Consider the following 24540-nt stretch of genomic DNA (forward strand, 5'->3'; position numbering starts at 1 on the left):
CGCCATGGAAGTCATCGACGGCGCCCGGCCATGGTGAAGCCCGCCGGCTGGGCTGATGCCAGGAACTTGCAGCAATGCTTTTTCTTGCCTGCCACGGCGGAAGGAGCGACTTTGCGTTGGCCAGTATCCAAAAATGGAGAAACTCCATGACATCCGACGTTGCAGTTATCGCAGGCGCAGGACCGGGGCTGGGCGCCTCGCTCGCCCGCCTTCTCGCCAAGGAGGACTTTCGGGTGGTTCTGGCTGCCCGCAACGTCGGCAAGCTCGCCGCGCTGGTCGATGAGACTGGCGCGCTGGTGGTCGAGACGGACGTTGCCGACGCCGCTTCGGTCGCAAACCTGTTCGATGTAGTCGACAAGGCCGGTCCGCTGTCGCTTGCGGTGTTCAACGCCAGCGGCCGCACCCGCGGGTCGATCGCCGATCTCGATCCCGAAGCGGTGAGGCAGGCATTGCTGGTCGGCGCTTATGGCGGGTTCCTGGTCGGCCAGCAGGCGGCCCGCCGGTTGCTTTTCCGTGGCTCGGGCTCGATCCTGTTCACTGGTGCCACCGCGAGCGTCAAAGGGTTTTCGGGCTCGGCCGGATTTGCGATGCCAAAGTTTGGCCTGCGCGGGCTGGCGCAATCCATGGCCCGCGAACTTGCGCCGAAAAACATCCATGTCGCGCATTTCATCATCGACGGTTCGATCGCATCGAACGGGCCCGGACAGACCGGCGAACCCGACCAGCAGGATCGCCGGCTGTCCCCGGATGCGATCGCCGAAGCCTATCTTGCCGTCCATCGTCAGCACCGCAGTGCATGGAGCTCGGAGCTCGAATTGCGGCCATGGGTCGAGAGTTTTTGACCATTAGTCGCACGGTAATTCGCGCGCAGAGCCAATAACGCCGTTCGGACATTATTTGCCCGCCGGCCATCAAATGCAGCGCTGACTTTCTTCCATTCGTGTCGAGATTGGATCGGACGTTGCTTTGATCGCGGCGTCCTGCGTGCCACCGTAGGGGATGTGATCCAAGCGGAAGGAGCCTGACCATGGCCAGGATTGTACCTGTGCTCGATCTCAGCCGTCTCGAACAGGGCGCATCGGAGCAGCGGACCTTTCTGTTCGACCTGCGCACCGCAGCCCGCGATGTCGGTTTCTTCTATCTCAGCGGCCATGGCATATCAGCTGCGGAGATCGAGGAAGTGCTCGACGCCTCGCGGCGGTTCTTTGCCTTGGCCGAAGCCGACAAGCTGGCGATCGAAATGGTCAAGTCCTCGCAATTCCGGGGCTATACGCGCGCCGGCGGTGAGTTGACCAAGGGCAAGGCCGACTGGCGCGAACAGCTCGATATCGGCGTTGAGCGTCCGCCCATACCGCAAGGTCCAGGCGTTCCCGCCTGGACGCGGCTGCAAGGGCCGAACCAGTGGCCAGCTTCATTGCCGGAGCTGAAGCCGGCGCTGCTGGCATGGCAGGCCAAGGCAACGGCGGTGGCGATCCGCCTGCTGAAGGCCTTCGCGCTGTCGCTCGACCAGAGCGAGGACGCGTTCGACCCGATCTATCGCGGTGAGCCCAACCACCGCATGAAGATCGTGCGCTATCCCGGCCGGCATTCGACCGGCGACGACCAGGGCGTCGGCGCGCACAAGGATGGCGGCTTCCTGACACTCCTGCTGCAGGACGACAACAAGGGGCTGCAGGTCGACTATGACCGCAGCTGGGTGAATGTGGATCCGCTCCCCGGAACGCTGGTGGTCAATATAGGCGAACTTCTCGAACTGGCGTCGAACGGCTATCTCAGGGCGACAATCCATCGTGTCGTGACGCCGCCGGCCGGCGCCGAGAGGATTTCCATCCCCTTCTTCTTCAGCGCCCGGCTCGATGCGACGATCCCGCTGCTTGCCTTGCCCGAGGAACTGGCGACCGAGACACGCGGGCCGGCGAGCGACCCCGACAATCCGTTGTTTCGCGATGTCGGAACCAATGTGTTGAAAAGCCGCCTGCGCTCCCATCCCGACGTGGCGCGCCGCCACTATTCGGACCTGCTTGCAACCGGTGCGGCGCCGGTTTGAATCGGGGGACGGGAATTTCACGTTTGCTTAAGGTTTTGGAATTTTATCCGTCGCCAACGCGCCCAAATCAGCTCATAAAGGTAAAATCGTTCGGCGGTTTCCTCCCATTCCGCTGAACGGTGTTCCCCTCTGAAGGTTGTAAACCTTCTTTCTTGGCCGGGCCGTATTCGAGCCCGGCCATTTTTCCGCACTCCTTGCAAATCGCCTTCGATGAAGGCAGGAGTTTCCCTCGCGTCCCGGCAGCGACCGACCAGCGGCGCCCAGAACTCGAGGATATTTCATGCAGCTTTCGATGTGGACCTATCCCTGGGATATCCAGGATCTGGGCCTGGAGACGGTCGAACGCGACCTTGTCGAGCGCGCCGGGCTGAACATGATCAGCCTCGCCACCTCCTATCATGCCGGCCGCTTCCTGCAGCCGCGCAGTCCGCGCCGGAAGGCCTATTTCCCCGAAGACGGCACCATCTATTTCAAACCGACGGCGGCGCGCTGGGTCAGCCTCGCCATCCAGCCCAAGGTCGCGGACGTGATCACCGAGGGTGGCGACGTGCTTGGCAACCTTGTCCGCAGGCGCGATGCGGGCGGGCTCAGGGTTTCCTGCTGGACGGTCTGCCTGCACAATACCCGCCTCGGCATGCTGCATCCGCAGGCCGTCACCCGCAACGCCTTCGGCGATCCCAACTATTACAACCTCTGTCCGTCGCATCCGGATGCGCGGGCCTATGTCCGCGCGCTGGTCGCCGATGTCACGCACAGCTACAGGCCGGACAGGATCGAGCTTGAAAGCCCGTCCTTCATGGGTTTTGCCCATGAGTACCACCACGAGAAGGATGGCGTCGGCCTGACGCCGGAGGACGACTTTCTCCTGTCGCTGTGCTTCTGCCCGTCCTGCCTCGCCCGTGCGGCCGGCGCCGGCGTCGACGGCGAGGCGGCGCGCAAGCGCGTCGGCCAATGGATCGCCGAGACCTGCGAGCGCGCGGTGCCGGAACGGCGCTTTCCGGACTTTCCCGCCGGCGGCCTCGAAGTATTTCTGCCCTGGCCGGAACTCCACGCCTATCTCATATGGCGCTTCGAGCCGGTGACCAGCCTGGTCGCCGAACTGCGCGAAGTGGCCCACCCCGCAACGAAGGTCGTCATCATCGACCTGAAAGACGGCTGGCTCGGCGGCTGCGATCTGGCGGCGCTCGGCAAGGTCTGCGACGGGGCGATCCTGTGCGCCTACGACATGCAGGCCGGCGATGTCGCAAGCCTGATGGCGGCCGGCCGCGCCACGCTAGGCGCGGAGAAATTCCTCGGCGCCGGTTACCGGCTTTTCTACCCGGAAATGGCAGGCCCCGACATCCTTGCCGCCAAGGTCAGGCCGGCTCTGGCGCCCGATGTCGACGGCATCAATTTCTATAATTACGGCCTCGTCCCCGCCGCGCGTCTGGACTGGATAGGCGCCACACTGCCTGTTTGAACAAATCGATCGTTGCGCCAGGCCTGAACTCCCGAGGCGTGACCTGAAAAACGGCGCTGCCGGCTTTGTCCCGTAAGTGATCCATATGTGCCTGCCCTCCACGCTGCGACGCGTGGGAGGCAAGAGATGCGCAAGAATGCACGGTCGAAGAAACCGGGTGACGTCGCATGACGGCCGACGCCCTGTTGTCGCCGGCAACGGTGTCCGGCTTCGTGTTCGGCCTCGGGCTGATCTTTTCCCTCGGGCCCCAGAACCTGATGCTTATCCAGGCAGGATTGACGCGTAGCCATCCTTTCGCGGTCGCTTCCACGGGCTACGTCTCGGAGATCGCCCTGGTCACGATGGGAATCGGCGGATTTGGGACGCTGCTGACCCACAATCCCGCGATCTCCGGCATGCTGCAGGCGGCATGCGCCGGATTTCTCGCCTGGTGGGGCGTACGCACGTTGCTCGCGGTCAGCCGGACATCCCACATCGAGACTGTTGCGTCAGGCCGCAAATCCCGATTGCGTGCGATCGGCTCGATGCTTGCCGTCACCTGGCTCAATCCGCTGGTCTGGTTCGAGGCGATGTTTCTCGTCGGCGTGCTCTCATTCAGCTATGGCAGCGAGGAACAGGCGGGGTTCGCCGCCGGGTTCCTCGCGGCCTCCGCAATCAAGTTCTATGGCTGGAGCCTGGCCGGATTGAGCCTGTCGCGCCGTTTCGACCACCCGATCCATCGCAAGCGGATGGACATTGTCGCCGGGCTTGTTCTGATCCTCGCCGCCCTTGTCCTGATTGCAAACATCCTGAAAGGCGCTTGAGTGATCGCCGGGCTCACGATAACCCGGAATTTTGCTGGGCCGCGCGGAGAATTTTCGTCAGCGCGCGTGCCGCGCGAGATGCGGATCGACCAGGGCGCGTATTTCGGCCGCGGGCCTGCCTTCTCCGGCGGCACGCAGCGCCCGCTCGTAGCGTGCATAATCGTCGACCGCGCCTTCGAAATCACGGCGCGACAGCCGCTCCTTGATCAGCGCCTTGCAGATCGGGCCGGCATCCGGATAAAAATCCAGTGCCCTGAGATAGGTGGAACGCGCCTGATCGGCGTTGCCGGTCGCCTCCAGCCGCTGGCTGATCCGCAACCCCAGATCGATCAGATCGCGACGCACTCTTTCGGAAGCGGCGAGCGACCAGGAACTTGCTCGCTCGTGCACAAACAACGGGCCGGGAAATGCGAGGAAGAGCGCCTCGGCGTCGGGGTGCAGTCCGACAGTCCCGCCGTTGGCCGTCGCGACGGCCTTGAGCCGAGCATCCCAGTCGGCAAGGTCGACCCAGACCCTGTCCGACACCAGGCGAAGCTTGCCTTCGCGCTGGGCGATGAGGTCGGTGCGCCCCAGCAGCTTGCGCAGGCGGTGCAGCGCTTGTTCGCACGCCGCCCGCGCCTGGTCGCCGTCGAGGTCGGGCCACAACCAGTCCTGGAGGGTTTCCAGCGAACAAATGTTGTCCTTCGAGATCGCCAGCACCCGCAATATGTCGAGCGCCTTGGTCGGTGGCTTGGCGCCGAGAGGCAGAGGCTCTCCGTCGAGTTCGAGCCGGAAGCCGCCGAGAACATGGACCCTGAGCGGCCAGGGCCAGGCCGCTTGCCGCCGCCGCGGCACGTTCAGCCGGCGTTGGCGGATCAGCGAGCGGCAGAGCTCCGGTTCGATGCCGCGCTCAAGCGCGTCGCCAAGCAATTCGGCGAGCAGCTCCGGAACGTTGAGGAGCACCATCGGCCAGGAGATGTCGCGCAGCGCCTCCAGGAAGGCCTTCAGCCGGTCGCCATAATTTGGATCGTCGTCCCACAGACTTTCCAGGGCGCCGGCCGCCAGGATGCATATTTCGCTCCGCTTGTGAGCGCCGCCGTCCAGCCGAGGCAGCAGCTCGCCAAGAAGCGTGGCGGCTTCGCGCGGTTTCCTGTCGGCGAGCAGCACCTGGAACTTCGTGATGTAGTGCGGCCAGCGCTCGACCATCGGCTCGTTGGCGGCCTCGATCGCCGCCATGAAGCGCTCGCAATCCTGATAGGCGGCCGTGAAATCGCCTTGCCTTGCATGCAGCGCGGCATGGCAATCGGCGACGACGGCCACCTGCGTGGTGAAGCGGCTGTCGCCGATCTCGGCCAGTCGTCCGACCACTTGGTGGAATTCGGCAAAATCGTTGCGGACCTTCATCTGCATCTGCAGATGGTAGAGCCCGCCGAACTCCACGCTCCTGAGCGATTCACGCTCGCCGATGGCGATCGCCGCCCGCAACGCCGCTTCGGACGACGGATAGGGAAAATTCCTTCTTTTGTAGGGAAAGTAGCGACCGCTCTCCGCGCCGAAGGCGACCAGCCACATGCCGAGGATCCAGGGCAGCGCGTCCTTGTCGCTCAAATCATCGATGACGCCGTCGACGGCCTTGGCGAACAGATCGGCGCGCATGGTCGACGCCGAAAGATCGATCAGCGTTTCGCTGGCAAGCAACCGCAATCCGCTGGGATACTGCCCGGCATTCCTGGTCAACCGCTCGAGCAGGTCGGCTTCCAGCGCTTGTCCGGCTGGGCTGCTGCGGTAATAGTCCTCGGCGAAATTGAGCGCCCGCATCATGCCGATGCGGACCAGCATGGCTTCCTCGGGGGGCAGTTCCGGCAGGCCGCGTTCGACCAGCTCGAACGCCCGGCGGGTCCACACGGAAAGGCCTTCGTAGGTCCGCCAACTGGCCGTCTTGACCAGGACCGCGCGCGACACTGTAAGACACTGGCCGCGCGGATCGCCGGCCTCGCCAAAGGCCTGCCATGCCTTCGCCAGCCAGCGCTCCGCCGCGACGTCGTCCGGCACATGGGCCACGCCCAGCCAATAAAAATGCCAGCCATTCATCAGCGCTTCCGGCAATCGGCCGCACCAGTCGATAAAGGTCGCCCGGCCACCTTGCGCCAGCACACTTTCCGCGCGGCTCAATATGAGTTTGCCGGCAAGGCCCCAGTCCTCGGCCTGCAAGGCAAGCGGTATGGCTTCGTCCACACGGCCTGCCTCGACCAGGATCGTCGCCGCCTTTCGTTTCAGCAACCTCTGCTCTTCCCATGGCAAGCGCTCAGCAAAACACCGGTCGAGGAAATCCCGCAGCAAATCGTGCAGGTAGAAGACGTCGCGGCTGCTTTCCGTATGCGTGACCAGCAACTGCCGCCTGTAGAGCCTGTCGAGCAGCTTTCCCGCCTCGCCCGATCCTATCATCTCGTCCGCCAGTCCGGCGCTGATTTCGGGCAGCAGGTTGAGCTTCAGCAGCATGTCCTGGTCGGCGGCGGGAAGGGAAAGGAAGAAGTGGCGGCCAAGAACATCCAACAGCGCGTTCTGCCCGCCGCCCGTGTCGTCAGGTCCGACCGTCGAACCGTGATCCGCGAGCAGAACCAGTCCGATCGCCCAGCCGCGCGCGGCTTCGACATCGACCGCGCCGTTCTTTGAACGCAGTTGGACGAGATCGCGCGCTTCCGCGGTCGAGAATTCAAGCGCCGACCTGTCGACAACGGCTATCTGACCCCTGAGGACGAGGTCGCCCAGTTCCTCCCGTGGCAGCGTTCTTGAGGCGCAGATGCACCGAACCGTGTCCGGCAGCTCGCGGAACATCACCGAAAGCACCCCACGAAACTCCGGCGTGTCGGCATCGTGCAAATCGTCGAGGACCAGAATGGTGCCGGGTTTCAGTCGCGCGAAATAGGCCCTGAAGAAGCGCCTGGCGAACTCCTTCGGCTGCTCGGCATATTCGACGCCGAAGACCGGCATTTCCCCAATCGCGTGTGCTGAGGCCAGTGATCGCGCCAGATATTGAAAGAAGCGCGCGATGTCCTGATCGCCCTCGTCAATGCGGAACCACACATGCGGCGCTTCGACGCTTTGGAGATAGTCGATGACCGCCGTCGTCTTACCGTAGCCGGCCGGCGCGGCCACCCAGCATACGCTCGATCGTGATTTCAGATCGATCGCTTCGAGAACACGGTTGCGTCTCAGTATCGCAGCACTGCGCGGCGCCGCCAGCTTGGCGATCCGGCCTGTGCCCGAGAGCCTAGCATCGGCTTCGACAGCGTCTATGGGGGTCATGGGGGCTCCCGCTCGACCGATCATCGAGGGTCGGGCGTGTCGCCATGACCATTCCGCCGCCCGGATCGGCCTTAGCGTAGCGCAACCATGCGACAATTCGTAGTGGCTTCGCGGATGAAGCGGCAATGGCCGATTCTGGGGTTGCGGACCTCGATCTCCGCGCAACCGGAAATCAGGCAGTAGACTGGGCAGAATTGCAAGAGGGAATGGGCGAGCGGTGGATCCCCCACTCCGTCTTCGACCAAATGGGGTAGAATATCGGATCATTGCTATTCCTTCCGATTGGCAAGCTCATGGGCTGCCTTGCAGTCCCGTCCAGACTCACGAGCTGATCCTGTGCGCTGCAGCATCCGCGCACATCGGTACGGTCACCTAGTTTCCGGGCAGCTGATCTCCTAGTTTTCGCGAACTTGCCCAGTTTTTAATCATGCCACAGTGGCTTCGCGGATGAAGCGGCAATGGTCGATTTCGGGCTGCGGACCTACCGGAAATCGGAAGCGGGCCGGGCCGAATTGCAAGAGGGAGCCGGCGACCGGTGAATCCCGCACTCCATCTTCGACAGTCCGCTCCAGCGGCCAGCGCGCGGATTGTCCGTGCTGCCGCCCGCGACCGTGCAGGGCGCGCAGCCGATCGAGAAGTAGCCTTTCTCGATGAGCGGATGCCGGGGTAAGCGATGGTGATCGAGATAGGCCTCGATCTCAAGGTGCGTGAAGCGGGCGAGCGGGTCGGCCTTCAGGCGCCCGTCATCTTCCTCGAGCGTCGAGACATCGGTGCGCAGCCCGCCATGATATCGCTTGCGGCCGGAAATCCAGGCCTTGAACCCGCTCAGGGCTTCTTCGAGCGGCAGAACCTTGCGGATGTGGCAGCACCGGTCCGGATCGCGGCGGTGCAGCGATCCGGCAGCGTCCAACGCCCGCAGGGCATCCGCGTCGGGCCTCACCACGCGCACATCGGTCAGGCCGAGCAGCGCCGTCAGCTGCGCGCGATAGGCGATCGCCTCCGCAAACAGCTTTCCCGTATCGAGCGTGATGACGGGAAGCGACCGGTCGATCGAAGCCGCCATATGCAGCAGCACCGCCGATTCCGCGCCGAACGAGGAGATGAGCGCGATATTTCCACAAAGCCGCCCGGTGACGAGTGGCGCCAGCAGGTCGGGACCGTCGAGATGGTCGAGCTCTGCGATGACGGCTTCATACATGGCGGTTCGACCGCTGACCGATGGCATGGCGCAGCCGCATCATAGCTTCGCCACGAAATCGAGGATCGCCTGGCGGTCGGCGTCGCCAAGGTCGAAGAAGCGGTCGCGCACGATCTGCGCCGTGCCGCCATGGGCGAAGACGGCATCGCGCAGCGTGGTCGCGCGGCCGTCATGCAGATAGCGTTGGCGCAGGCGGATGCCGACGAGCGGCGCGGTCCGCCATTCGGCGCCGATGGCATCGCCCTGGACGATCTTGTCGTCGAGCGCCGGCCCCATATCGTGCAGCAGGAGGTCCGAGTAGAGCCGGACCTCGCCGTTGACGCCTTCCAGCGCCGGCACATGGCATTTGGCGCAACCGGTCGAAGCGAACAGCCTTCCGCCATGGCTGCCAAGCATCGCGCTTTCGCTCGACGAAGGCGCCGCCGCCTGGAAGGCCGCCGAGAAGGGCAGCAGCGCGCCATAGGCCAGGGCCGCCGACAGAACCACCCCGACAAGACCGACGCCGATCAGGCGCCAGGCGCCGCCGGCCTCCCCGAGCCGCCCGATGCGTGTGGTGATGCCAAGCGCGACCATCACCATCAGGAACAGGAACTGGTCGACATCGAGGATCGCACGGCGCAGTTGCGGATCAAGCGTGATCGCGGAATTGACGAGCACCACGCCGACGAACGCGGCGATGAACCACGGGAACGGGATCGGCGCCGCCGCTTGTCCCTTGTTTCGGCCGCGCAGGACCAGGCCGGCGGCGAGCAGCAGCGGGATGAGCATCAGCACCTTGCTGAGCTTGACCAGCGTGGCGGTGTTCAGCGCTCCGTCCGAGATGGCGAAGGAGGCGCCGTAGACCTGCGCCAGCTCGAAGATGCTCGCCCCGACGAACACGCCATAGAGGCGGTCGTCGAGATGCGGCAGCCAACCGCCCAGGAACATGACGGGATAGACGAGCAGTGCCACAGTGCCGCTCAGCGTGATCAAGGCGATGGCGATGCCGGCGCTCTGGTCGCGCGCGCGCACCAGCGCCGCCATCGACAGGATCGCCGCGGCACCGCAGACGGCGCTGCCGGTAGCGACGAGCAGCGCGACTTCGGCGTCGAGCCTGAACAGCTTGCGCGCGATGGCGTAGAGCAGGCTCAGGACCAGGGCCAGCTCGATGGCCGCCACCGCGAGCGGCATGAAGCCCAGATCCAGGAACAGCCGCGTGGTGATGCGGAAGCCGACCAGCACCACCGCGAACCGCAACAGATAGCGCTTGGTGAAGTCGAGCCCCGGGCGCAAGGCATCCGGACAGGCGAAACTGTTGCCGATCAGGAGGCCGAAGAGCATGGCGACGAGGACCGGATTGCGCGACAGCGGCTCGCCAAGTCCGCCGGCGATCCAGCCGGCCGCAAGGGCGAGCGCGGCGGCAACGATGACGCCCGCCAGGACCGGGCGCGCTTTTCCCGGCGCATGCGAGAGCGCCAGGGCGAGGCTCATGGCCTTGCCTCGTCGGACAGCGTTCGCAGATAGGCAGCCACCGCGTCGATCTGCGCGGCATCCTGCTCGACCGGCTGCGCCTGTGTCTCGCGGCCGGTGCCGATCGCGCTGGTGACGCCGATTTCCTTTGCGAAAGCGTCCGCCACCATCTCTTCGAGGTTGGCGATATCAGCCTTCCAGCCGTACCGGCCGACCCGCGATGCCCCGTTGGCGTCGACGACATGATGCGCGCGGCCCTTGATGCCGTCGCCCTTGCTGACCGCCTGGGCCTCGATGACGCTGCCGGGTATCTCGTCGATCCTGGCGATGCCGTAGAGAGCGGGCGGCATGCGCAGCGAGATCACATTGGCCTGGCGCGGCATCGCCGCCGGCACCGTCGCGTTGCCGTCGCCCAGCGCATAGCGCCTGGCAACCGGGCTGTTGGGATGATCGATCGCAACCGTGCGCCCGGACCCCGGATCCATCTGGGCTATCCTGCGCACAAAATGGCCTTCATCGGTGCTTGCACCGCCGGGGCCGGGATGGCAGGCCACGCAGGACGTTGCGTTGAATAATGGGCCGAGACCCGTCTGAAGGGTGAAGTCGGACTGGAACAGCTGTCTTCCGCGCGCCGCCAGATTGACGTCGGCGGCCTTGCCTTGCCTCTCTTGCGTCACTGCCGATGCGCCGTGTTCGTCGAAGGCCGGGATCTCGATGAGCGCCCCGTCGCGATTCGGAAATCCGGGAAGCTTGCCGCCTATCGTTATCCAGATACGCTGCGCGTCCGCAGAGGTCGCGATCGCCCGAAGGCGATCGGGTCCGAGAGGCCCGAGGCCGGGAATCTCTATCGTCGCCCGGGCGAGAAGCCGGCCGTCCTGGCTGAGCCGCAGCAGCGAGCCGTCGCCGCGATTGGCGACAAACAGATCGGATCCGCCGGCGAGCGTCGTGTGGCTGGAGAACTGCGGATTGGCGATTTCGGGAATGGCGGCGGCGATGTCGACCGGGCGGTCGAACTGCGGCAGCGAGATCGTACGGGTCCGGGCGACCGTGAAATGCCGCCGGTCGTCCTCCAGGTCGAGCAGCACCAGCCGATCGCGGCCGGGATCGGCGACATAGAGGACCCGGTCCGGGTTCCACTTGAAGGCGACGCCGATGACGCCGGGGTCGTCACCGATGCCGGGGCCGGTGCTTACCGTGCCAGGATTGGCCAGGCCGTCGACGCCATCCTGGACATGGATCTGGACCACGCCGCCATCGGCGGTGACGGCCGCGAACACGGCAAAGCCGCTGCCATCCGGCGACGGACCGAGAAATGCGGTTCCGAGCGCGCCGGTCTGCAATCCGCCTGATGTCAGCTGGCCGCTTGCCCGGTAGTTCATGAGCTTGGCGAGCCATCCGCTGGGCTGCGCTTTCGGCGTCCGCTCACGATCGGTAAGCCGGCCGGCGAACACGCCGCCGGCCTCGCTGCTCGGCGCGTTGGCAAGCGGAACTCCGTCGGGATCGACAACGCTGACGCTGCCCTCGCCACCGATTCCGTTCGGTGCGTTCGCGATCCAGGGTCTGCCGAAGGCGTTGTTGATGGAAATGTAGCGTGGCCCGGAGGCGGCCGCGAAAAGGGCGGTGCGGGCGCCGCTATTGTAGCGGCTGTTGAGAAATTGTTCGCTCTGCGCCGTGTAGATCTGGACCCGAATGTCCCGATTGTCGCCGGTGAGGTCTTGGGGAACGACGATGGCGCTGTTGGATCCGGTCCCCCGGGGATCGATGGACAGGATTGCGCCGGCGCTGAATGCGGGATCGCCCGGCGGGGCGCCGAAATTGCTGCCGACGGCCACTAGGACTCTCAGCGGATCGAGCACCCGGCTTTCGCGGGTCGCCATCAGGAATTCCGGATTTGCCGGTATCGGTCCGCCGACATGGAAGCGCCCCACCTCGCGCACGCCGGCTACGTCCGGCAGCCCGACAGCGACGATGCGGGCGCGGAGACGCCAATCGGGGACCAGGTCTTCCGCTGCCCCCGAGACCGGCAGCAGGCCGAGAAACATTGCTGCCGCCCTCAATATGGTCCAGCGGGCCGAAAGACCCGATAGCGCAGGCCATCGCCGGGGCCGACAGGCTCCGGCGAAATCTGTAGCGGTCACTGCACGGCCTTTTCGCATCGCGACGTCTCCGTCGGCAGTCTGCACATGGTTATGCCAGCCGGCGGAATCTTTGAAACGCGCGCGCCTACGGATGGCTTACGGCATCCGCTATGACCGGCATCAATTCGCCAGCCTCATCGTAAACGCTGGCGGGCCGCTTCCGCATTGTCAAGTCGATCAGTTGGCCACAGGCGAAGGAAGAGGAAAGTTTGCTGCAATCGTCAGAGTTCGAGGGCTTGTCTGAGCGCCGGACCACCCCTGACACGGAGATCGAGGTCGGCCTCGATATGGTCGATGTGGCGCAGCATCAATGCGCTGGCGCGTTCGGAGCTGCCATTTTCAAGCGCTTCCAGGATTTGCATATGCTCGCTATGGCCGCAACTCGAGACGCCGGAACGGCCGTAAAGCGCGATCACCAGCGACGAACGCGCCACCAGTTCCTCCATGAAGCGCTGGAGGATTACGTTTCCCGCGACCGACGCCAGCAGCAGGTGAAAATCACCCGACGCCTTGATCTCCGATCGTCTCGCGCTCGGGCCGCGTTCGGCAATGAAGCGCCCTTCTTCTTCAAGCTGGGTTTTGAAGGCAGCGACATGCGCCGGCGTCATGCGCCCGGCTGCGGCGATCGCGATGCCGGGCTCGATGAGCCGGCGCGAGGCAAAAACCTGCCGCGCTTCCTCCGGCGACGGATTGGCGACGAACGCGCCGCGATTGCGCTCGGTCCGCACCAATCCCTCGAAGGAAAGCATCTGCAGTGCCGCGCGCGCCACGGTGCGGCTGACGTCGAACAAGGTGCCGACCTCGCCTTCGGACAGTTTGGTCCCAGGCGCCAGCCGGCGGTCGACGATGGCGTCGCGCAGTTGGTCGCGGATCGCCTGGGCGCGATCCTCGTTGGCACTGTCGGCAGCAGGGAATGTCTGGTCGGCAATATTCATGGCGGCAAGGTCCCAAACCCTTCTAGCCTGAATCGGGTGGTCTGGACGAGAGCCAAAGTGAACGCGATGTCAGAAAAGATTGCATACGATTTCTACCGGCATCGCCTACAATCGCCCATAATTTGTGCATTGCACAAGGGGGCCGCTTCAGCAGGCAGCCGGTCTGAACGCTGATTATTACCAGGATTCAAACGCTTACAACCGGCGACGGGCAGTTGGCACGCATGATGCTTTGGTTAATGCGACAAAAGCGAGGAGCCGAATGTCCAAAGCCGCCGAAATCGACATCGTGTCCGTTTCGAAAGTCTATGGCGCAACCACCGCCGTCGAAGACATCAGCCTGAAGATCCCCGCCGGAACCTATTGCTGCCTGCTCGGTCCGTCCGGCTGCGGCAAGACCTCGACGCTGCGCATGATCGCCGGGCACGAGAGCATATCCAGCGGCGACGTGCGGCTGGGCAACATTGTGGTGACCGACCTGCCGCCGGCCAAGCGGGGCACCGCCATGATGTTCCAGTCCTACGCGCTGTTTCCGCATCTAGACCTGGTCGACAATGTTGCGTTCAGCCTCAAGATGAAGGGCGTCGGCAAGGAACAGCGCCGCGCCAGGGCGCTCGACATGCTCAAGCTGATGCAGATGGAGGCTTATGCCAGCCGTCGCCCGGCGCAGCTTTCGGGCGGCCAGCAGCAGCGCGTCGCTCTGGCCCGCGCGCTCATCACCGATCCCGAGGCCCTGCTGCTCGACGAACCGCTCTCGGCGCTGGACCCGTTCCTGAAAATCCGCATGCGGGCGGAACTGAAGAAACTGCAGACCTCGCTCGGCATCACCTTCGTCCACGTCACTCACAGCCAGGAGGAGGCGATGGCGCTGGCCGACCTGATCGTGGTGATGAACGATGGCCGCATCGAACAGGCGGCGCATCCGCGAACCGTGTTCGAACGGCCGGCCACGGCCTTCGTCGCCCGTTTCATGGGCGACCATAACGTCGTCTCCGGCCGCGTCAGCGGCAGCCGCGACGGCATGGTTGTTTTCGATGTTCCCGGCGGCGTCTCGCTTGCGGCCAGCGGGCAGGGCAGGGGGATCGGCAAACCGATCGACATCGCCATCCGAACCGACCATGTGCGCATCGGCGAGGCGCCGGCAGCGGGGCTGGGCTTCACCGGCATCGTTTCCAACATCGAGTACCGCGGCTCGACCGTGAAGCTCTCGGTCAACGGCGCCGGCATCGAGGATTTCACGGTCATCGTCGACGACACCAGCTTCTTCGCCAAGCCGGTTGCCGTCGGCGACGCGGTGCCGATCGCCTGGGACTCCGAGGACGCGATCGTCCTTGGCCGTCTCGATTCCTGAACCATAACCAACCAAACCAGAACAGGGGAACTGACCATGACCAACACCGCCGACAAGAAAACAGGAATTTCCCGCCGCTCGCTCTTGAAGACAGGTGCCGCCGCGGTCGGCTTTGCCGCCGGTTCGGGCGCCATATCAGGCTTTCCGACCATCTGGGCGCAGTCGAACATCACATTGCGCCAGTTCGGCACAGGCGTGTCGAACCTCAACGCCATCGCCGACAAGTGCAAGGCCGACCTCGGCATCACGCTGGAGATGACGGCGACCGACTCCGACGCGGCAGCCCAGCGCGCGGTGACCCAGCCCGACAGCTACGACATCGCCGACATCGAATACTGGATCGCCAAGAAGGTGTTTCCCACCGGCGTGCTGCAGCCGATGGACGTCAGCAAGCTGAAATATTACGACGAACTGGTGCCGCTGTTCAAAACCGGCAAGCTGACGCCCGACAGCGTCATCGCCCAGGGCACCGCGCCGCACACGGTCGGCTATGTCGAGGCACAGGACAGCAAGGTCTTCGCCAAGGCGCCGACCAACTGGTTCACCATGGTGCCGACGATCTACAACGCCGACACGCTCGGTATCCGCCCCGATCTCGTCGGCCGCGACATCACCACTTGGGCCGACATCATGGATCCTGCCTTCAAGGGCAAGACCGCGATACTCAACATCCCATCCATTGGCATCATGGATGCCGCGATGATCATGGAAGCCATGGGCAACATCAAATACGCCGACAAGGGCAACATGACCAAGGACGAGATCGACAAGACGATCGACTTCCTGATCAAGGCAAAGCAGGGCGGCCAGTTCCGCGCCTTCTGGAAATCCTTCGACGAAAGCGTCAACCTGATGGCGTCGGGCGAAGTGGTCATCCAGTCGATGTGGTCGCCGGCTGTCGCCGCCGTTCGCTCCAAGGGTATCGCCTGCCGGTTCCAGCCGCTCAAGGAAGGCTACCGCTCCTGGGGCGGCGGACTTGGCCTCGCGGCCCATCTCAAGGGCGCCGAGCTCGATGCAGCTTACGAATACATCAACTGGTACACGTCTGGCTGGGTTGGCGGCTACCTCAACCGCCAAGGCTACTACTCCGCCAATATGGTTTCGGCCAAGAAGTTCATGTCCGAGGACGAGTGGGGCTACTGGATCGAAGGCAAGCCGGCCAAGGGCGACATCCTGTCGCCGGACGGCAAGGTCATGGAGAAGGCCGGTGCCGTGCGCGACGGCGGCTCGTTCGAAAACCGCATGGGCAAGGTTGCCTGCTGGAACTCTGTGATGGACGAAGACCGCTACATGGTGAAGCGCTGGAACGAATTCATCGCGGCGTGATGCAAAGCAGGCAATAGTTGAGATGTTGCATTCCTTCGCGCCTCCCTCTGTCCTGCCGGACATCTCCCCCACGAGGGGGGAGATTACGCTGTCATCTCTGCTTTCGCCAATCGCCAACGCTGTTATGGGGAACCCATCGGCGGCGCTGCCAATCTCCCCCCTTGAGGTGGAGATGTCCGGCAGGACAGAGGGGGGCGCGAAGGATCACGGCTTGTCAGATTGTCGGCCCTCCGCGACACGCCCGGGCTGTTCCGGATGACCGTGGCTCTCGACCAGCCTGCAACCACCGCCGCCGCAAAACCCGCTAGGCGCCGCCGCGTCTCTCTCGGCGCCATCGCACCCTACCTTCAGGCGACGCCGCTGGCCTTGATCCTCGGCGCATTCCTGCTGCTGCCGATCCTGATGATCGCGGTCGTCAGCTTCTGGGACTACGATTTCGCATCGATGTACCCGGATTTCCTAACCACCAACTATTCCGACGTACTGGGTTCCTGGGTCACCTGGAAAACCTATCTCAACACGCTCAAATACGCCGCCATCGTCTGGGTGCTGACGCTCTTCATCGGCTTCTGGGTCGCCTATTTCCTCGCCTTCCATATCAGGACCACGGCCATGCAGATGGTGCTGTTCCTTGTCTGCACGGTGCCGTTCCTGACCTCAAACATCATCCGCATGATCTCGTGGATTCCGGTGCTTGGCCGCAACGGGCTGGTCAATTCGACGCTGGTCCGCATGGGCCTCGTGCCGGCCCCAATAGAATGGCTGCTCTATTCCGAATTCGCCGTCGTGCTCGCCATGGTGCATCTCTACACGCTGTTCATGGTGACGCCGATCTTCAACACGCTGATGCGCATCGACAAGTCGCTGATCGAGGCCGCGCGCGACGCCGGCGCTTCCGGTTGGCAGATCCTGTGGAACGTCATCATCCCGCTCGCCAAGCCCGGTATGGCGATTGGCACGATCTTCGTCGTCACGCTGGTGATGGCCGATTTTTCGACGGTGCAGGTGATGTCGGGCGGGCAGAGCGCCTCCGTCGCACTGATGATGAAGAACCAGATGTCGCTGCTGCAATATCCGGCCGCTGCCGCCAATGCTGTCGTGTTGCTGGTGCTGGTGCTTTTGATGGTCGCTGGCATCCTGCGCATCGTCGATATTCGCAAGGAGCTGTGAGGTGAGCCACGAAAAGCGCACCCTCGAATTCTACGTGCTGGCGATTTTCTTCGCCCTGTTCGTACTGTTTCTCTACGGCCCGCTGTCGGCGATCCTCATCCTGTCTTTCCAGGGCGAGAATGGCGGCCTGACCTTTCCGCTGAACGGCGTTTCGCTGCACTGGTTCGCCAATCTGTTCGAGCGCCAGGCGGTGGGCGATTTCGGCGGCAGTTTCAAGCGCTCCCTCGTCCTCGGCCTGATGGTGATGGTGATGACCGTTGTCGTGTCGCTGCTCGCCGGCCTTGCCTTCCGCCGGAAATTTCGCGGCGCCACCGCACTGTTTTATCTGGCCGTCGCCAGCCTCGTCGTCCCCTCGATCATCGTCTCGCTCGGTATCGGCGTTGTCTTCCAGCAGATCGGTTTCAGACCGGCCTGGTACACCTCCGCCTTTGGGGCGCATCTGACGTGGACCTTGCCTTTCGGCGTGCTGATCATGTTCGCCGTCTTCAACCGGTTCTCGCCGGCCTATGAGGAAGCCGCGCGTGATCTCGGAGCGTCGTCCTGGCAGACCTTCGCCCATGTCGTCCTGCCGATGATCGCCCCCAGCCTGATCGGTGTCGGCCTGTTCGGCTTCACGCTGTCCTATGACGAGTTCGCCCGCACGCTGATGACCTCGGGCACCTTCAACACGCTGCCGCTGGAAATCTACGGCATGACGACGAATGTGACGACGCCGGTGCTCTATGCGCTGGGCACCGTGACGACCGTGTTCTCTTTCCTGGTGATTCTGCTGACGCTCGGCGCAATCGTCTATGTCGGCCGCCGCCGGGCGCATGCATGAACGGAGCCACTGTGCAGATCCTGGTGGTGAATCCCAATACGACAGCCAGCATGACCGAAACCATCGCGTCCGCCGCCCGATCGGTCGCCGGCAGCTGGACGGAGATCGTTGCCGTCACTTCGTCGATGGGGCCGGTTTCGATCGAAGGCTACTACGACGAAGCGCTGGCTGTGCCGGGCCTGCTGGTCGAGGTTGCCACCGGCGAGCGCTCGGGCGCGCAGGCCGCGATCATCGCCTGTTTCGACGACACCGGCCTCGATGCCGCGCGCGCCATGGCCAACATCCCGGTCATCGGCATTTGCGAGGCAGCGCTCAGCATGGCTTCCTTTATTGCCCAGCGTTTCACTGTCGTCACCACGACTGAACGCTCGCGCGTGCCGGTTGAAGGGCTGGTGCAACGCTATGGCATGGCGGGGCGGGCACGCGTGCGCGCTGCCGACATTGCGGTTCTTGCCCTTGAGGATATGGCGTCGGATGCGCTTCTGAAGCTGAAGGACCAGATTGCGCACGCCATCGAGGAGGATCGCGCCGAAGCCATCGTGCTCGGCTGCGCCGGCATGGCCGACCTTGCGGCCGAGCTGCAGCGGGAGTTCGGCGTTCCGGTCATTGACGGCGTCGGCGCCGCGGTCAAACAGGCCGAGGCGCTGATCGCGCTCGGCCTGTCGACATCCAAGCGTGGCGCCTATGCAAACCCGTTGGCAAAGCCTTATCGTGGCGCATTGAAATCCTTCGCCCCCGGTCCTCTCGCCGCCGAGTGAATCCCAATGCCCCGAACGATCCGAACGCTCGCACTTGACGAAGTGCAAACCCTTGTCGACTGGGCGGCGGCCGAAGGGTGGAATCCCGGCCTCGGCGATGCCAGAATTTTCCAGGCGGCTGATCCCGAAGGCTTCATCGGCGCCTTCGTCGATGGCGAGATGGTGGCCGGCATTTCCGCCGTCGCCTATGGCAACGATTTCGGCTTCATCGGCCTCTACATCTGTCGCCCGGACAGGCGTGGCGAGGGTCACGGCAAGGCGGTCTGGGACGCCGGCATGGCGCGGCTCGGCAGCCGCACGATCGGCCTCGACGGCGTTGTCGAACAGCAGGCCAACTACCGCGGCATGGGTTTCGCGCCGCTCTACCGGACGATACGGTTCGTCGGACCGCCGAACGCTCCGGCGGATGCCGGCAGCGGCATTCGCGTCATAGGGCCGGAACTCCTGGCCGATATCCTGGACTATGACCGCCGGTTCTTTCCTGGCCCGAGGCGGTCGTTCCTGGAACACTGGCTGCGCCCGCCGCACATGGCGCTTGCGATCGTCAGGGACGGCGCGATCGAAGGCTACGGCGTCGCGCGCCAATGCCGGGACGGCTGCAAGATCGGCCCGCTCTTTTCCAACAGCCTGGACGCGGCAAGCCGTCTCTTTGCCGCACTCGCCAACGCCTCAGGACCCGGAAATATCCATCTCGACGTTCCCGAGACCAGCGGGGATTTTGCAAGCTTGCTGTCGTCGATAGGTCTGCAGCCGGGCTTCGAAACGGCTCGAATGTACCGGGGAAAAGCGCCACAGATCATGCAGTCCGGCGTCTTTGCGATAACGACGCTGGAGCTTGGCTGAGGCGGCGACTGGTTCCTCGACGTAGAAGTTTTGACGGACCGCTTGCGTTGACGGAGCGCGTGCCTTGGCGACTAGCGGAAACATCCATCGCTTCGTCATCCTGGGGCGGAGCAAGGAGCGAAGCGACGCAGCGCAGACCCCAGGATCCATGCCGTGACGTCAAAGCGTTGCGACAGTGCAGAATTCTGCTCCGCCGCGCTCTTCGCCCAAAGTTACGGCATGGATCCCAGGGTCTTCGCGACGGAGCTTCGCTCCTGCTTCGCCCAGGGATGACGAAGTTGGGGAAGCTGTAGCACGCAAATCAGAAGCGGGATGCGTCAGGCTCTAATACAGCGGCTTGGCCATGTGCCGGGGCGTTGGCCATTCGGTCGTGATCCCGGGCTGCACCGGCCGCTCGAGATAGGTCGACAGAACCACGTAGCTTCGCGTCGAGGTGACGCCAGGCGTTTCGTAGAGACGCGACAACAGGCCTTCGAGCGCCCTTGTGTCCTCGGTGCGGACCTTGATCAGCATGCATGTGTCGCCGGCCACCGAATGGATTTCCTCGACCTCCGGGTGCTCGGAAATCGCCATCAACTCCGGCGTCTTGCCCCAGCCCTTGGTATCGATGTGCACGAAGGCGAGCAGCGGCTTCCTCACCGCCTTGGGGTCGATAATTGCCGCAGTCGTGCGGATGGCGCCGCTGCGCCGCAGCCGCTTCACCCGTTCATGGGCTGCCGGCGGTGAAAGGCCGACGCGGTCGCCGAGATCGGCATAGCTGATCGTGGCGTCGTCGACCAGAACGCCTAATATCCTTCGGTCGGTCGCGTCGAGGTCTCGGGCGGCCGGCCTGTTCCGCGGAATGCCATCTGTTTCTTCATCCATATTGAATTTCCTTATTGATACAGAATTTGATACGGCCATTATTGTCATATGGTGAACAATGATCAAGTCGTAACATTGGCCGCAAGGCCGTCCATTCCGGCGCTCGCCTATCTCCTGACCGGCTGCATCGCCGTCATCGGCTCGAACTCGCTGGTCCTTGGTCCGATTGCGCCGGCGGTGGCCGCGTCGTTTGCGACGAGCGTGCCGGCCGTCATGGTCGCCTCCGCCGCCTTCGGCCTCGGCACCTCGGCAAGCGCCTTGTTCCTGGCGCGCTATATCGACCGGGTCGGCGCCCGCCGCATGCTCCAGGGCGCGCTGCTGCTCCTGGCGATAGCCCTTGTCGCCAGCGCGCTGGCGCCTACGGTAGTGGCGCTGGTTGCGGCCCAGTCCGTCGCCGGTATCGCTGCCGGCGTCGCCATGCCGGCGATCTACGCCAGCTCCGCCGCGATCGCGCCACCTGGCCGCGAGAGCGGCACCATCGGTGTCGTGCTGACCGGCTGGACGCTCTCCATGGTGGCCGGCGTCTCGCTGTCGGCCGTGCTGGCCGATCTGGTGCATTGGCGCGCCGTTTTCGCCGCTGTCGCGCTGCTCGCGGCCCTTGCCGTGGCCGGCCTGACTTTAACCTCGCTGAGCGACGCCAGGAAGAGCGGCCCGGCGCCGACGCCGCTCGGCGCCCTAACTGTGCCGGGCATCGTGCCGCTTCTGGTCGCCTGTGGCGCCTTCATGACCGCCTTCTATGGCGTCTATGGCTATCTCGGCGATCATCTTCATCAAGGCCTGGGCGAGCCCGTCAGCGCCAATGGGTGGGCCGCACTTGCCTATGGCGTCGGCTTCGGTGCGGCGGCGCTTCTCGACGGCGTCATCGATCGCCTCGGCGCGCGGCGCGTCATGCCCTTCGCCTATCTGCTGGTGGCGGTCGTCTATGTCGCGATGGCCGCGGTCAGCGGCAGCTTCGGCCCGACCCTGGCGATGGTGGCCATCTGGGGTCTTGCCAATCACTTCGGGCTGAACGTGCTGGTGATGCGCCTTGCCGCGCTCGATCCGTCGCGTCGCGGCACCATCATGGGCCTGAACAGTTCGGTGACCTATCTCGCGGTCTTTGTCGGCACGACCGGCTTCGGGCCGCTTTACACCGGCTTTGGTTTTGCCGCCTGCGCAATGGTCGCGGCCTTGTTGATGCTGGTCTCGGCCCTGGCGGCGGCATGGCGTTCGCCGCCACCCATCCTGCCGTAAAGCTTGCGTCCTCGTCCCGTCCACGGATAAGGCTTGGTTGACGACCGAGCCAGAGCAATTCCAGAAAAAGTGTGAAACGGTTTTCCGTCCGGAATTGCGTCAAAACAAAGAGAGAGCGGTTCTGCGTTTCCGTGAAACGATGAACCGATCTAGCCCGCGATGAAGACGACGCTTGAGACCACCGCCGACCCTTCTCCGGAGGAACTCGCCTTTCTCGGCGAGCGGCTGACCGCCTTCAACGACAGCGATGTCGGCGCTTCCAGGCGAAAGGCGCTCGCCGTCTTAGTCCGCGACGAAGACGGCAAGGTCGTCGCCGGCATTTCGGGCTACACCGCCTGGGGCTGGCTCTATGTGCAATGGCTCTGGGTCGACGAAAGGCTGCGCGGCCAGCACATGGCGGGCAACATGCTGGAGGCCGCCGAAAGAGAGGCGGTGGCGCGTGGCTGTCATGGCGCCCTGATCGACACGTTCAATCCCAAGGCGGCGAAAGCCTATGAACGCCAGGGCTATCGGCCCTTCGGCACGCTGCCTGATTTTCCCGTCGGCCGCAGCCGCGTCTTCCTGCAGAAGAAACTGGTTGGCTAACCGGCGAGCCGTCCGCCGCGCATCGGCTGCGGCACACCTGTGGTGCTGGGGAAGCTGATCGGCAAGCCCCTGAGCACGCGCACCGCCAGGAACGCAAAGCACTCCGCCTCCAACGCGTCGCCCTTCCAGCCGAGCGTCTCGGCCTGCACGGCTTCGACGCCGGCGCGGCTGGCAAGCATCGCCATCATCGTCGGATTATGCCGGCCGCCCCCGCTGACCACCAATTTCCCGGGCCGATGCGGCAGCAGGTCGAGCGCCTTGCCGACGGCGGCGGCGGTGAAGGCCGTCAGCGTTGCCGCGCCATCCCCGGCGCTGAGGCCGTCGGCCATCGCCGCGCCGAAGTCGAAACGGTCGAGCGATTTGGGGTAGGGTTTGGTCAAATAGGGGTGTTGCAGCAGCTTGGCCAGCCGCGCCTCGTTCACCGTGCCGGCGCTTGCCAGCGCACCATCGCGGTCCATGTCGCCAAGCCCTTTTGACTTGATGAAGTCGTTGAGCGGCGCATTGGCCGGCCCGGTGTCGAAGGCGATTACATTGTCCTTGCCGTCCCACCAGGTGATGTTGGCGACGCCGCCGAGATTGAGCACCGCCATGTCGCCGCTGGCGTCCGCCGCGCGCAAGAGCGCGGTGTGATAGGCGGCCGCCAGTGGCGCGCCTTGCCCGCCGGCGCGCATGTCGGCCGAGCGGAAGTCATAGGCGACCTTGGTGCCCAGGATGGCGTGCATCAATTCGCCATCGCCGAGCTGCCGGGTCTCGCCTAGCCGGCCGGCCTGCGGCGCGCGATGCAGCACGGTCTGGCCATGGAAACCGATGACGCCGATGTTGGCCATGGTCAGGCCGTAGCTTTCGACAAGATCCTTGACCGCGGCGGACTGCGCGCGCGTCAGCGCCTCTTCGGCCTCGCGGAAAATCGCCGGCTCCGGCCCGGTGAAGTTCCACACCCGCGCCTGGCGCAGCGTCTCTTCCAGCAGGGTGCGGATCGTCTGAGGGTAGGGCGCCAAAGTGTAAGTGCCGAAATCCGCGATCCGCTCGCCATCGGTCTTGATCAGCGCAACGTCGATATTGCCGTCAAGCACGGTGCCGGTCATCAGGCCGACGGCCCAGATTGGTTCCATAAGTCCCTAGTCTCCGTTGACGAGATCACCGACCGCTTGCCGAAGCGTCGCGATTCCGCTGTTGAAATGACGTGTCGGATGGATCCGGTTGGTGAGCAAGGTCCATGCCTTGCCCTTGTCGAAGTCGATCCACAACCCGGTGCCGGTAAAGCCGGTATGGCCGATCGTGCCGGGGCTGCACAACCCGCCGCCGGACCAGTTCTCGTAAGGGTGTTCCCAGCCATGCGTGCGGGTAGCCGACAATGGCGTGCGCATCAGCGCGATCAAGGCCGGCGAGGCGCCGGTTCCGGTGAGCAGCCCCTGCGCGAAATCGAGGATCGACGCCGCCGTGCCGAACAGGCCGGCGTGCCCCGCGCCTTGCAAAGCCGAACAATTGTCGTCGTGGACTTCGCCTGAGAGCACGCGGTGGCGCCAGGTGCAGTCCTCCGTCGCCGCTGATTGATCCGGCTCGGCGGAGAAGGCAAAGCCCGGGCCGGGGTCCATGTCGCGAATGGTCTTTCCCGACAGCCGCTCCAGCGCAAAGCCGAGCAGGATGAAATTGATATCGGAATAGACCGGCAGTCCAGCCTGCCATTCGCGCTGCAGGATGAAGGCGCGCAGCAAATCCGCGTCCCGCCCGTAACTGTAGATCGGCGCGACGGCGGGAAACGGCGTCTGATGGCCGAGGCACTGGCGAAACGTCACCTTCCGCTCCCACGCCTTTTCGTCATACTGGCGCAGGTCGGGCAGGGCTGAAATCAGCGGCGCATCGAGATTGATGACGCCTTCCTCCGCCAATGCCAGGATGCGTGGCGTGGTGAAGATGACTTTGGTCAGCGAGGCCAGATCGAACCAGGTGCCTTCATGCATCAGCCTGACATCGGGCACGATTTGAGCCGAGCCGACTGCGCGGACGAGGCGAGCGCCGCCGCGCTCGACAAGGCCCAACACTCCGCCCGGAATGCGGGCTTCGTTTACCGCCGCTTGGAGAGGGGCGAAGGCGCGGTCGAAAAGCTGGCTGAGGTCACGATCCGTCAACGCGGCCTCCCTCTGAAAAGCAGCGATCCTTCCCACCCCCCTCTGTCCTGCCGGACATCTCCCCCGCAAGGGGGGAGATCGGCAGTTCATGCGTGCCGCCAGCCTTCAGACGTTGGAGATTGGCGAAAGCCGATACGACATCCAATC

At 64.3% G+C, this 24540-nt stretch carries 20 protein-coding genes; 12 read left to right on the top strand and 8 right to left on the bottom strand.

The annotated features are described in order from the left end of the window. The first annotated feature begins 146 nt into the window (after positions 1-146). From MESS2_RS23110 to MESS2_RS23125, 4 genes are all read left to right on the top strand, one after another. Entirely contained in the window at positions 147-842 is a 696-nt protein-coding gene (locus MESS2_RS23110) for an SDR family NAD(P)-dependent oxidoreductase (RefSeq protein ID WP_008876905.1), read from the top strand. A 185-nt stretch (positions 843-1027) separates the two neighbouring features. Further along, the gene (locus MESS2_RS23115) at positions 1028-2047 is read left to right on the top strand and encodes an isopenicillin N synthase family dioxygenase (RefSeq protein ID WP_008876906.1); all 1020 of its coding nucleotides are present in this window, start codon (positions 1028-1030) and stop codon (positions 2045-2047) included. 280 nt (positions 2048-2327) lie between these two features. Further along, positions 2328-3506, top strand: coding sequence for a hypothetical protein (locus MESS2_RS23120; protein ID WP_008876907.1), 1179 nt, complete (start codon positions 2328-2330; stop codon positions 3504-3506). 167 nt (positions 3507-3673) lie between these two features. After that, the gene (locus MESS2_RS23125) at positions 3674-4309 is read left to right on the top strand and encodes a LysE/ArgO family amino acid transporter (RefSeq protein WP_008876908.1); all 636 of its coding nucleotides are present in this window, start codon (positions 3674-3676) and stop codon (positions 4307-4309) included. 57 nt (positions 4310-4366) lie between these two features. On the opposite strand, the gene MESS2_RS23130 is transcribed toward MESS2_RS23125, so the two are convergent. The 5 genes from MESS2_RS23130 to MESS2_RS23150 all read right to left on the bottom strand — a co-directional run bounded on the left by MESS2_RS23130 (position 4367) and on the right by MESS2_RS23150 (position 13314). Beyond that, positions 4367-7594 carry an AfsR/SARP family transcriptional regulator gene (locus MESS2_RS23130; protein WP_008876909.1) on the bottom strand — a complete coding sequence of 1076 codons (3228 nt, stop codon included), beginning with the start codon at positions 7592-7594 and terminating at the stop codon, positions 4367-4369. A gap of 481 nt (positions 7595-8075) precedes the next feature. Beyond that, complete coding sequence (locus MESS2_RS23135) at positions 8076-8819, bottom strand: phosphoadenylyl-sulfate reductase (RefSeq protein ID WP_244440061.1); 744 nt, start codon at positions 8817-8819, stop codon at positions 8076-8078. 12 nt (positions 8820-8831) lie between these two features. Next, complete coding sequence (locus MESS2_RS23140) at positions 8832-10262, bottom strand: putative sulfate exporter family transporter (RefSeq protein WP_008876913.1); 1431 nt, start codon at positions 10260-10262, stop codon at positions 8832-8834. Continuing rightward, on the bottom strand, positions 10259-12283 hold the full coding sequence (locus tag MESS2_RS23145; protein WP_008876914.1) for a di-heme oxidoredictase family protein: 2025 nt from the start codon (positions 12281-12283) through the stop codon (positions 10259-10261). Before MESS2_RS23145 ends, MESS2_RS23140 begins: the two co-directional genes overlap by 4 nt. Positions 12284-12600: 317 nt before the next feature. Beyond that, on the bottom strand, positions 12601-13314 hold the full coding sequence (locus tag MESS2_RS23150; protein ID WP_008876916.1) for a GntR family transcriptional regulator: 714 nt from the start codon (positions 13312-13314) through the stop codon (positions 12601-12603). 262 nt (positions 13315-13576) lie between these two features. Here MESS2_RS23150 and MESS2_RS23155 point away from each other — a divergent pair, with 262 nt between their 5' ends. From MESS2_RS23155 to MESS2_RS23180, 6 genes are all read left to right on the top strand, one after another. Continuing rightward, positions 13577-14665 carry an ABC transporter ATP-binding protein gene (locus MESS2_RS23155; RefSeq protein ID WP_008876917.1) on the top strand — a complete coding sequence of 363 codons (1089 nt, stop codon included), beginning with the start codon at positions 13577-13579 and terminating at the stop codon, positions 14663-14665. Positions 14666-14701: 36 nt separating this feature from the next. Beyond that, positions 14702-15991: an ABC transporter substrate-binding protein gene (locus MESS2_RS23160; RefSeq protein WP_008876918.1), complete on the top strand. Its 1290-nt coding sequence runs from the start codon at positions 14702-14704 to the stop codon at positions 15989-15991. A gap of 255 nt (positions 15992-16246) precedes the next feature. Then, the gene (locus tag MESS2_RS23165) at positions 16247-17161 is read left to right on the top strand and encodes an ABC transporter permease (protein WP_008876920.1); all 915 of its coding nucleotides are present in this window, start codon (positions 16247-16249) and stop codon (positions 17159-17161) included. Between the two features lies 1 nt (position 17162). Beyond that, positions 17163-17981 (top strand): ABC transporter permease, encoded by an 819-nt coding sequence (locus MESS2_RS23170; RefSeq protein WP_008876921.1) that lies wholly within the window; start codon positions 17163-17165, stop codon positions 17979-17981. Continuing rightward, positions 17978-18739, top strand: a complete 762-nt coding sequence (locus tag MESS2_RS23175) for an aspartate/glutamate racemase family protein (RefSeq protein ID WP_008876922.1) — start codon at positions 17978-17980, stop codon at positions 18737-18739. Before MESS2_RS23170 ends, MESS2_RS23175 begins: the two co-directional genes overlap by 4 nt. 6 nt (positions 18740-18745) lie before the next feature. Beyond that, positions 18746-19582 (top strand): GNAT family N-acetyltransferase, encoded by an 837-nt coding sequence (locus MESS2_RS23180; RefSeq protein WP_008876923.1) that lies wholly within the window; start codon positions 18746-18748, stop codon positions 19580-19582. 324 nt (positions 19583-19906) lie between these two features. On the opposite strand, the gene MESS2_RS23185 is transcribed toward MESS2_RS23180, so the two are convergent. Further along, positions 19907-20446 carry an Lrp/AsnC family transcriptional regulator gene (locus tag MESS2_RS23185; RefSeq protein WP_008876924.1) on the bottom strand — a complete coding sequence of 180 codons (540 nt, stop codon included), beginning with the start codon at positions 20444-20446 and terminating at the stop codon, positions 19907-19909. 48 nt (positions 20447-20494) lie between these two features. Here MESS2_RS23185 and MESS2_RS23190 point away from each other — a divergent pair, with 48 nt between their 5' ends. Together MESS2_RS23190 and MESS2_RS23195 are read left to right on the top strand one after the other, a co-directional pair. Beyond that, positions 20495-21679, top strand: a complete 1185-nt coding sequence (locus MESS2_RS23190; protein WP_008876925.1) for an MFS transporter — start codon at positions 20495-20497, stop codon at positions 21677-21679. Between the two features lie 159 nt (positions 21680-21838). Then, positions 21839-22264: a GNAT family N-acetyltransferase gene (locus MESS2_RS23195; RefSeq protein WP_008876926.1), complete on the top strand. Its 426-nt coding sequence runs from the start codon at positions 21839-21841 to the stop codon at positions 22262-22264. Here the strand turns inward: MESS2_RS23195 and MESS2_RS23200 are convergent. Both MESS2_RS23200 and MESS2_RS23205 read right to left on the bottom strand, forming a co-directional pair. Beyond that, positions 22261-23376, bottom strand: a complete 1116-nt coding sequence (locus tag MESS2_RS23200) for an anhydro-N-acetylmuramic acid kinase (protein ID WP_008876927.1) — start codon at positions 23374-23376, stop codon at positions 22261-22263. The genes MESS2_RS23195 and MESS2_RS23200 overlap by 4 nt on opposite strands. A 6-nt stretch (positions 23377-23382) precedes the next feature. Beyond that, complete coding sequence (locus MESS2_RS23205; RefSeq protein WP_008876928.1) at positions 23383-24393, bottom strand: serine hydrolase domain-containing protein; 1011 nt, start codon at positions 24391-24393, stop codon at positions 23383-23385. Positions 24394-24540: the final 147 nt, after the last annotated feature.

The organism is Mesorhizobium metallidurans STM 2683 (assembly GCF_000350085.1).
Taxonomy (GTDB): Bacteria; Pseudomonadota; Alphaproteobacteria; order Rhizobiales; family Rhizobiaceae; genus Mesorhizobium; species Mesorhizobium metallidurans.

Bases quoted from the DNA above. Each gene is read 5' to 3' on its own strand.
- MESS2_RS23165 (WP_008876920.1), top strand. From the start codon at position 16,247: ATGACCGTGGCTCTCGACCAGCCTGCAACCACCGCCGCCGCAAAACCC.
- MESS2_RS23160 (WP_008876918.1), top strand. From the start codon at position 14,702: ATGACCAACACCGCCGACAAGAAAACAGGAATTTCCCGCCGCTCGCTC.
- MESS2_RS23195 (WP_008876926.1), top strand. From the start codon at position 21,839: ATGAAGACGACGCTTGAGACCACCGCCGACCCTTCTCCGGAGGAACTC.
- MESS2_RS23200 (WP_008876927.1), bottom strand. From the start codon at position 23,376: ATGGAACCAATCTGGGCCGTCGGCCTGATGACCGGCACCGTGCTTGAC.
- MESS2_RS23140 (WP_008876913.1), bottom strand. From the start codon at position 10,262: ATGAGCCTCGCCCTGGCGCTCTCGCATGCGCCGGGAAAAGCGCGCCCG.
- MESS2_RS23145 (WP_008876914.1), bottom strand. From the start codon at position 12,283: ATGTTTCTCGGCCTGCTGCCGGTCTCGGGGGCAGCGGAAGACCTGGTC.
- MESS2_RS23130 (WP_008876909.1), bottom strand. From the start codon at position 7,594: ATGACCCCCATAGACGCTGTCGAAGCCGATGCTAGGCTCTCGGGCACA.
- MESS2_RS23135 (WP_244440061.1), bottom strand. From the start codon at position 8,819: ATGCCATCGGTCAGCGGTCGAACCGCCATGTATGAAGCCGTCATCGCA.
- MESS2_RS23150 (WP_008876916.1), bottom strand. From the start codon at position 13,314: ATGAATATTGCCGACCAGACATTCCCTGCTGCCGACAGTGCCAACGAG.
- MESS2_RS23180 (WP_008876923.1), top strand. From the start codon at position 18,746: ATGCCCCGAACGATCCGAACGCTCGCACTTGACGAAGTGCAAACCCTT.
- MESS2_RS23125 (WP_008876908.1), top strand. From the start codon at position 3,674: ATGACGGCCGACGCCCTGTTGTCGCCGGCAACGGTGTCCGGCTTCGTG.
- MESS2_RS23110 (WP_008876905.1), top strand. From the start codon at position 147: ATGACATCCGACGTTGCAGTTATCGCAGGCGCAGGACCGGGGCTGGGC.
- MESS2_RS23120 (WP_008876907.1), top strand. From the start codon at position 2,328: ATGCAGCTTTCGATGTGGACCTATCCCTGGGATATCCAGGATCTGGGC.
- MESS2_RS23155 (WP_008876917.1), top strand. From the start codon at position 13,577: ATGTCCAAAGCCGCCGAAATCGACATCGTGTCCGTTTCGAAAGTCTAT.
- MESS2_RS23185 (WP_008876924.1), bottom strand. From the start codon at position 20,446: ATGGATGAAGAAACAGATGGCATTCCGCGGAACAGGCCGGCCGCCCGA.
- MESS2_RS23190 (WP_008876925.1), top strand. From the start codon at position 20,495: ATGGTGAACAATGATCAAGTCGTAACATTGGCCGCAAGGCCGTCCATT.
- MESS2_RS23175 (WP_008876922.1), top strand. From the start codon at position 17,978: ATGAACGGAGCCACTGTGCAGATCCTGGTGGTGAATCCCAATACGACA.
- MESS2_RS23115 (WP_008876906.1), top strand. From the start codon at position 1,028: ATGGCCAGGATTGTACCTGTGCTCGATCTCAGCCGTCTCGAACAGGGC.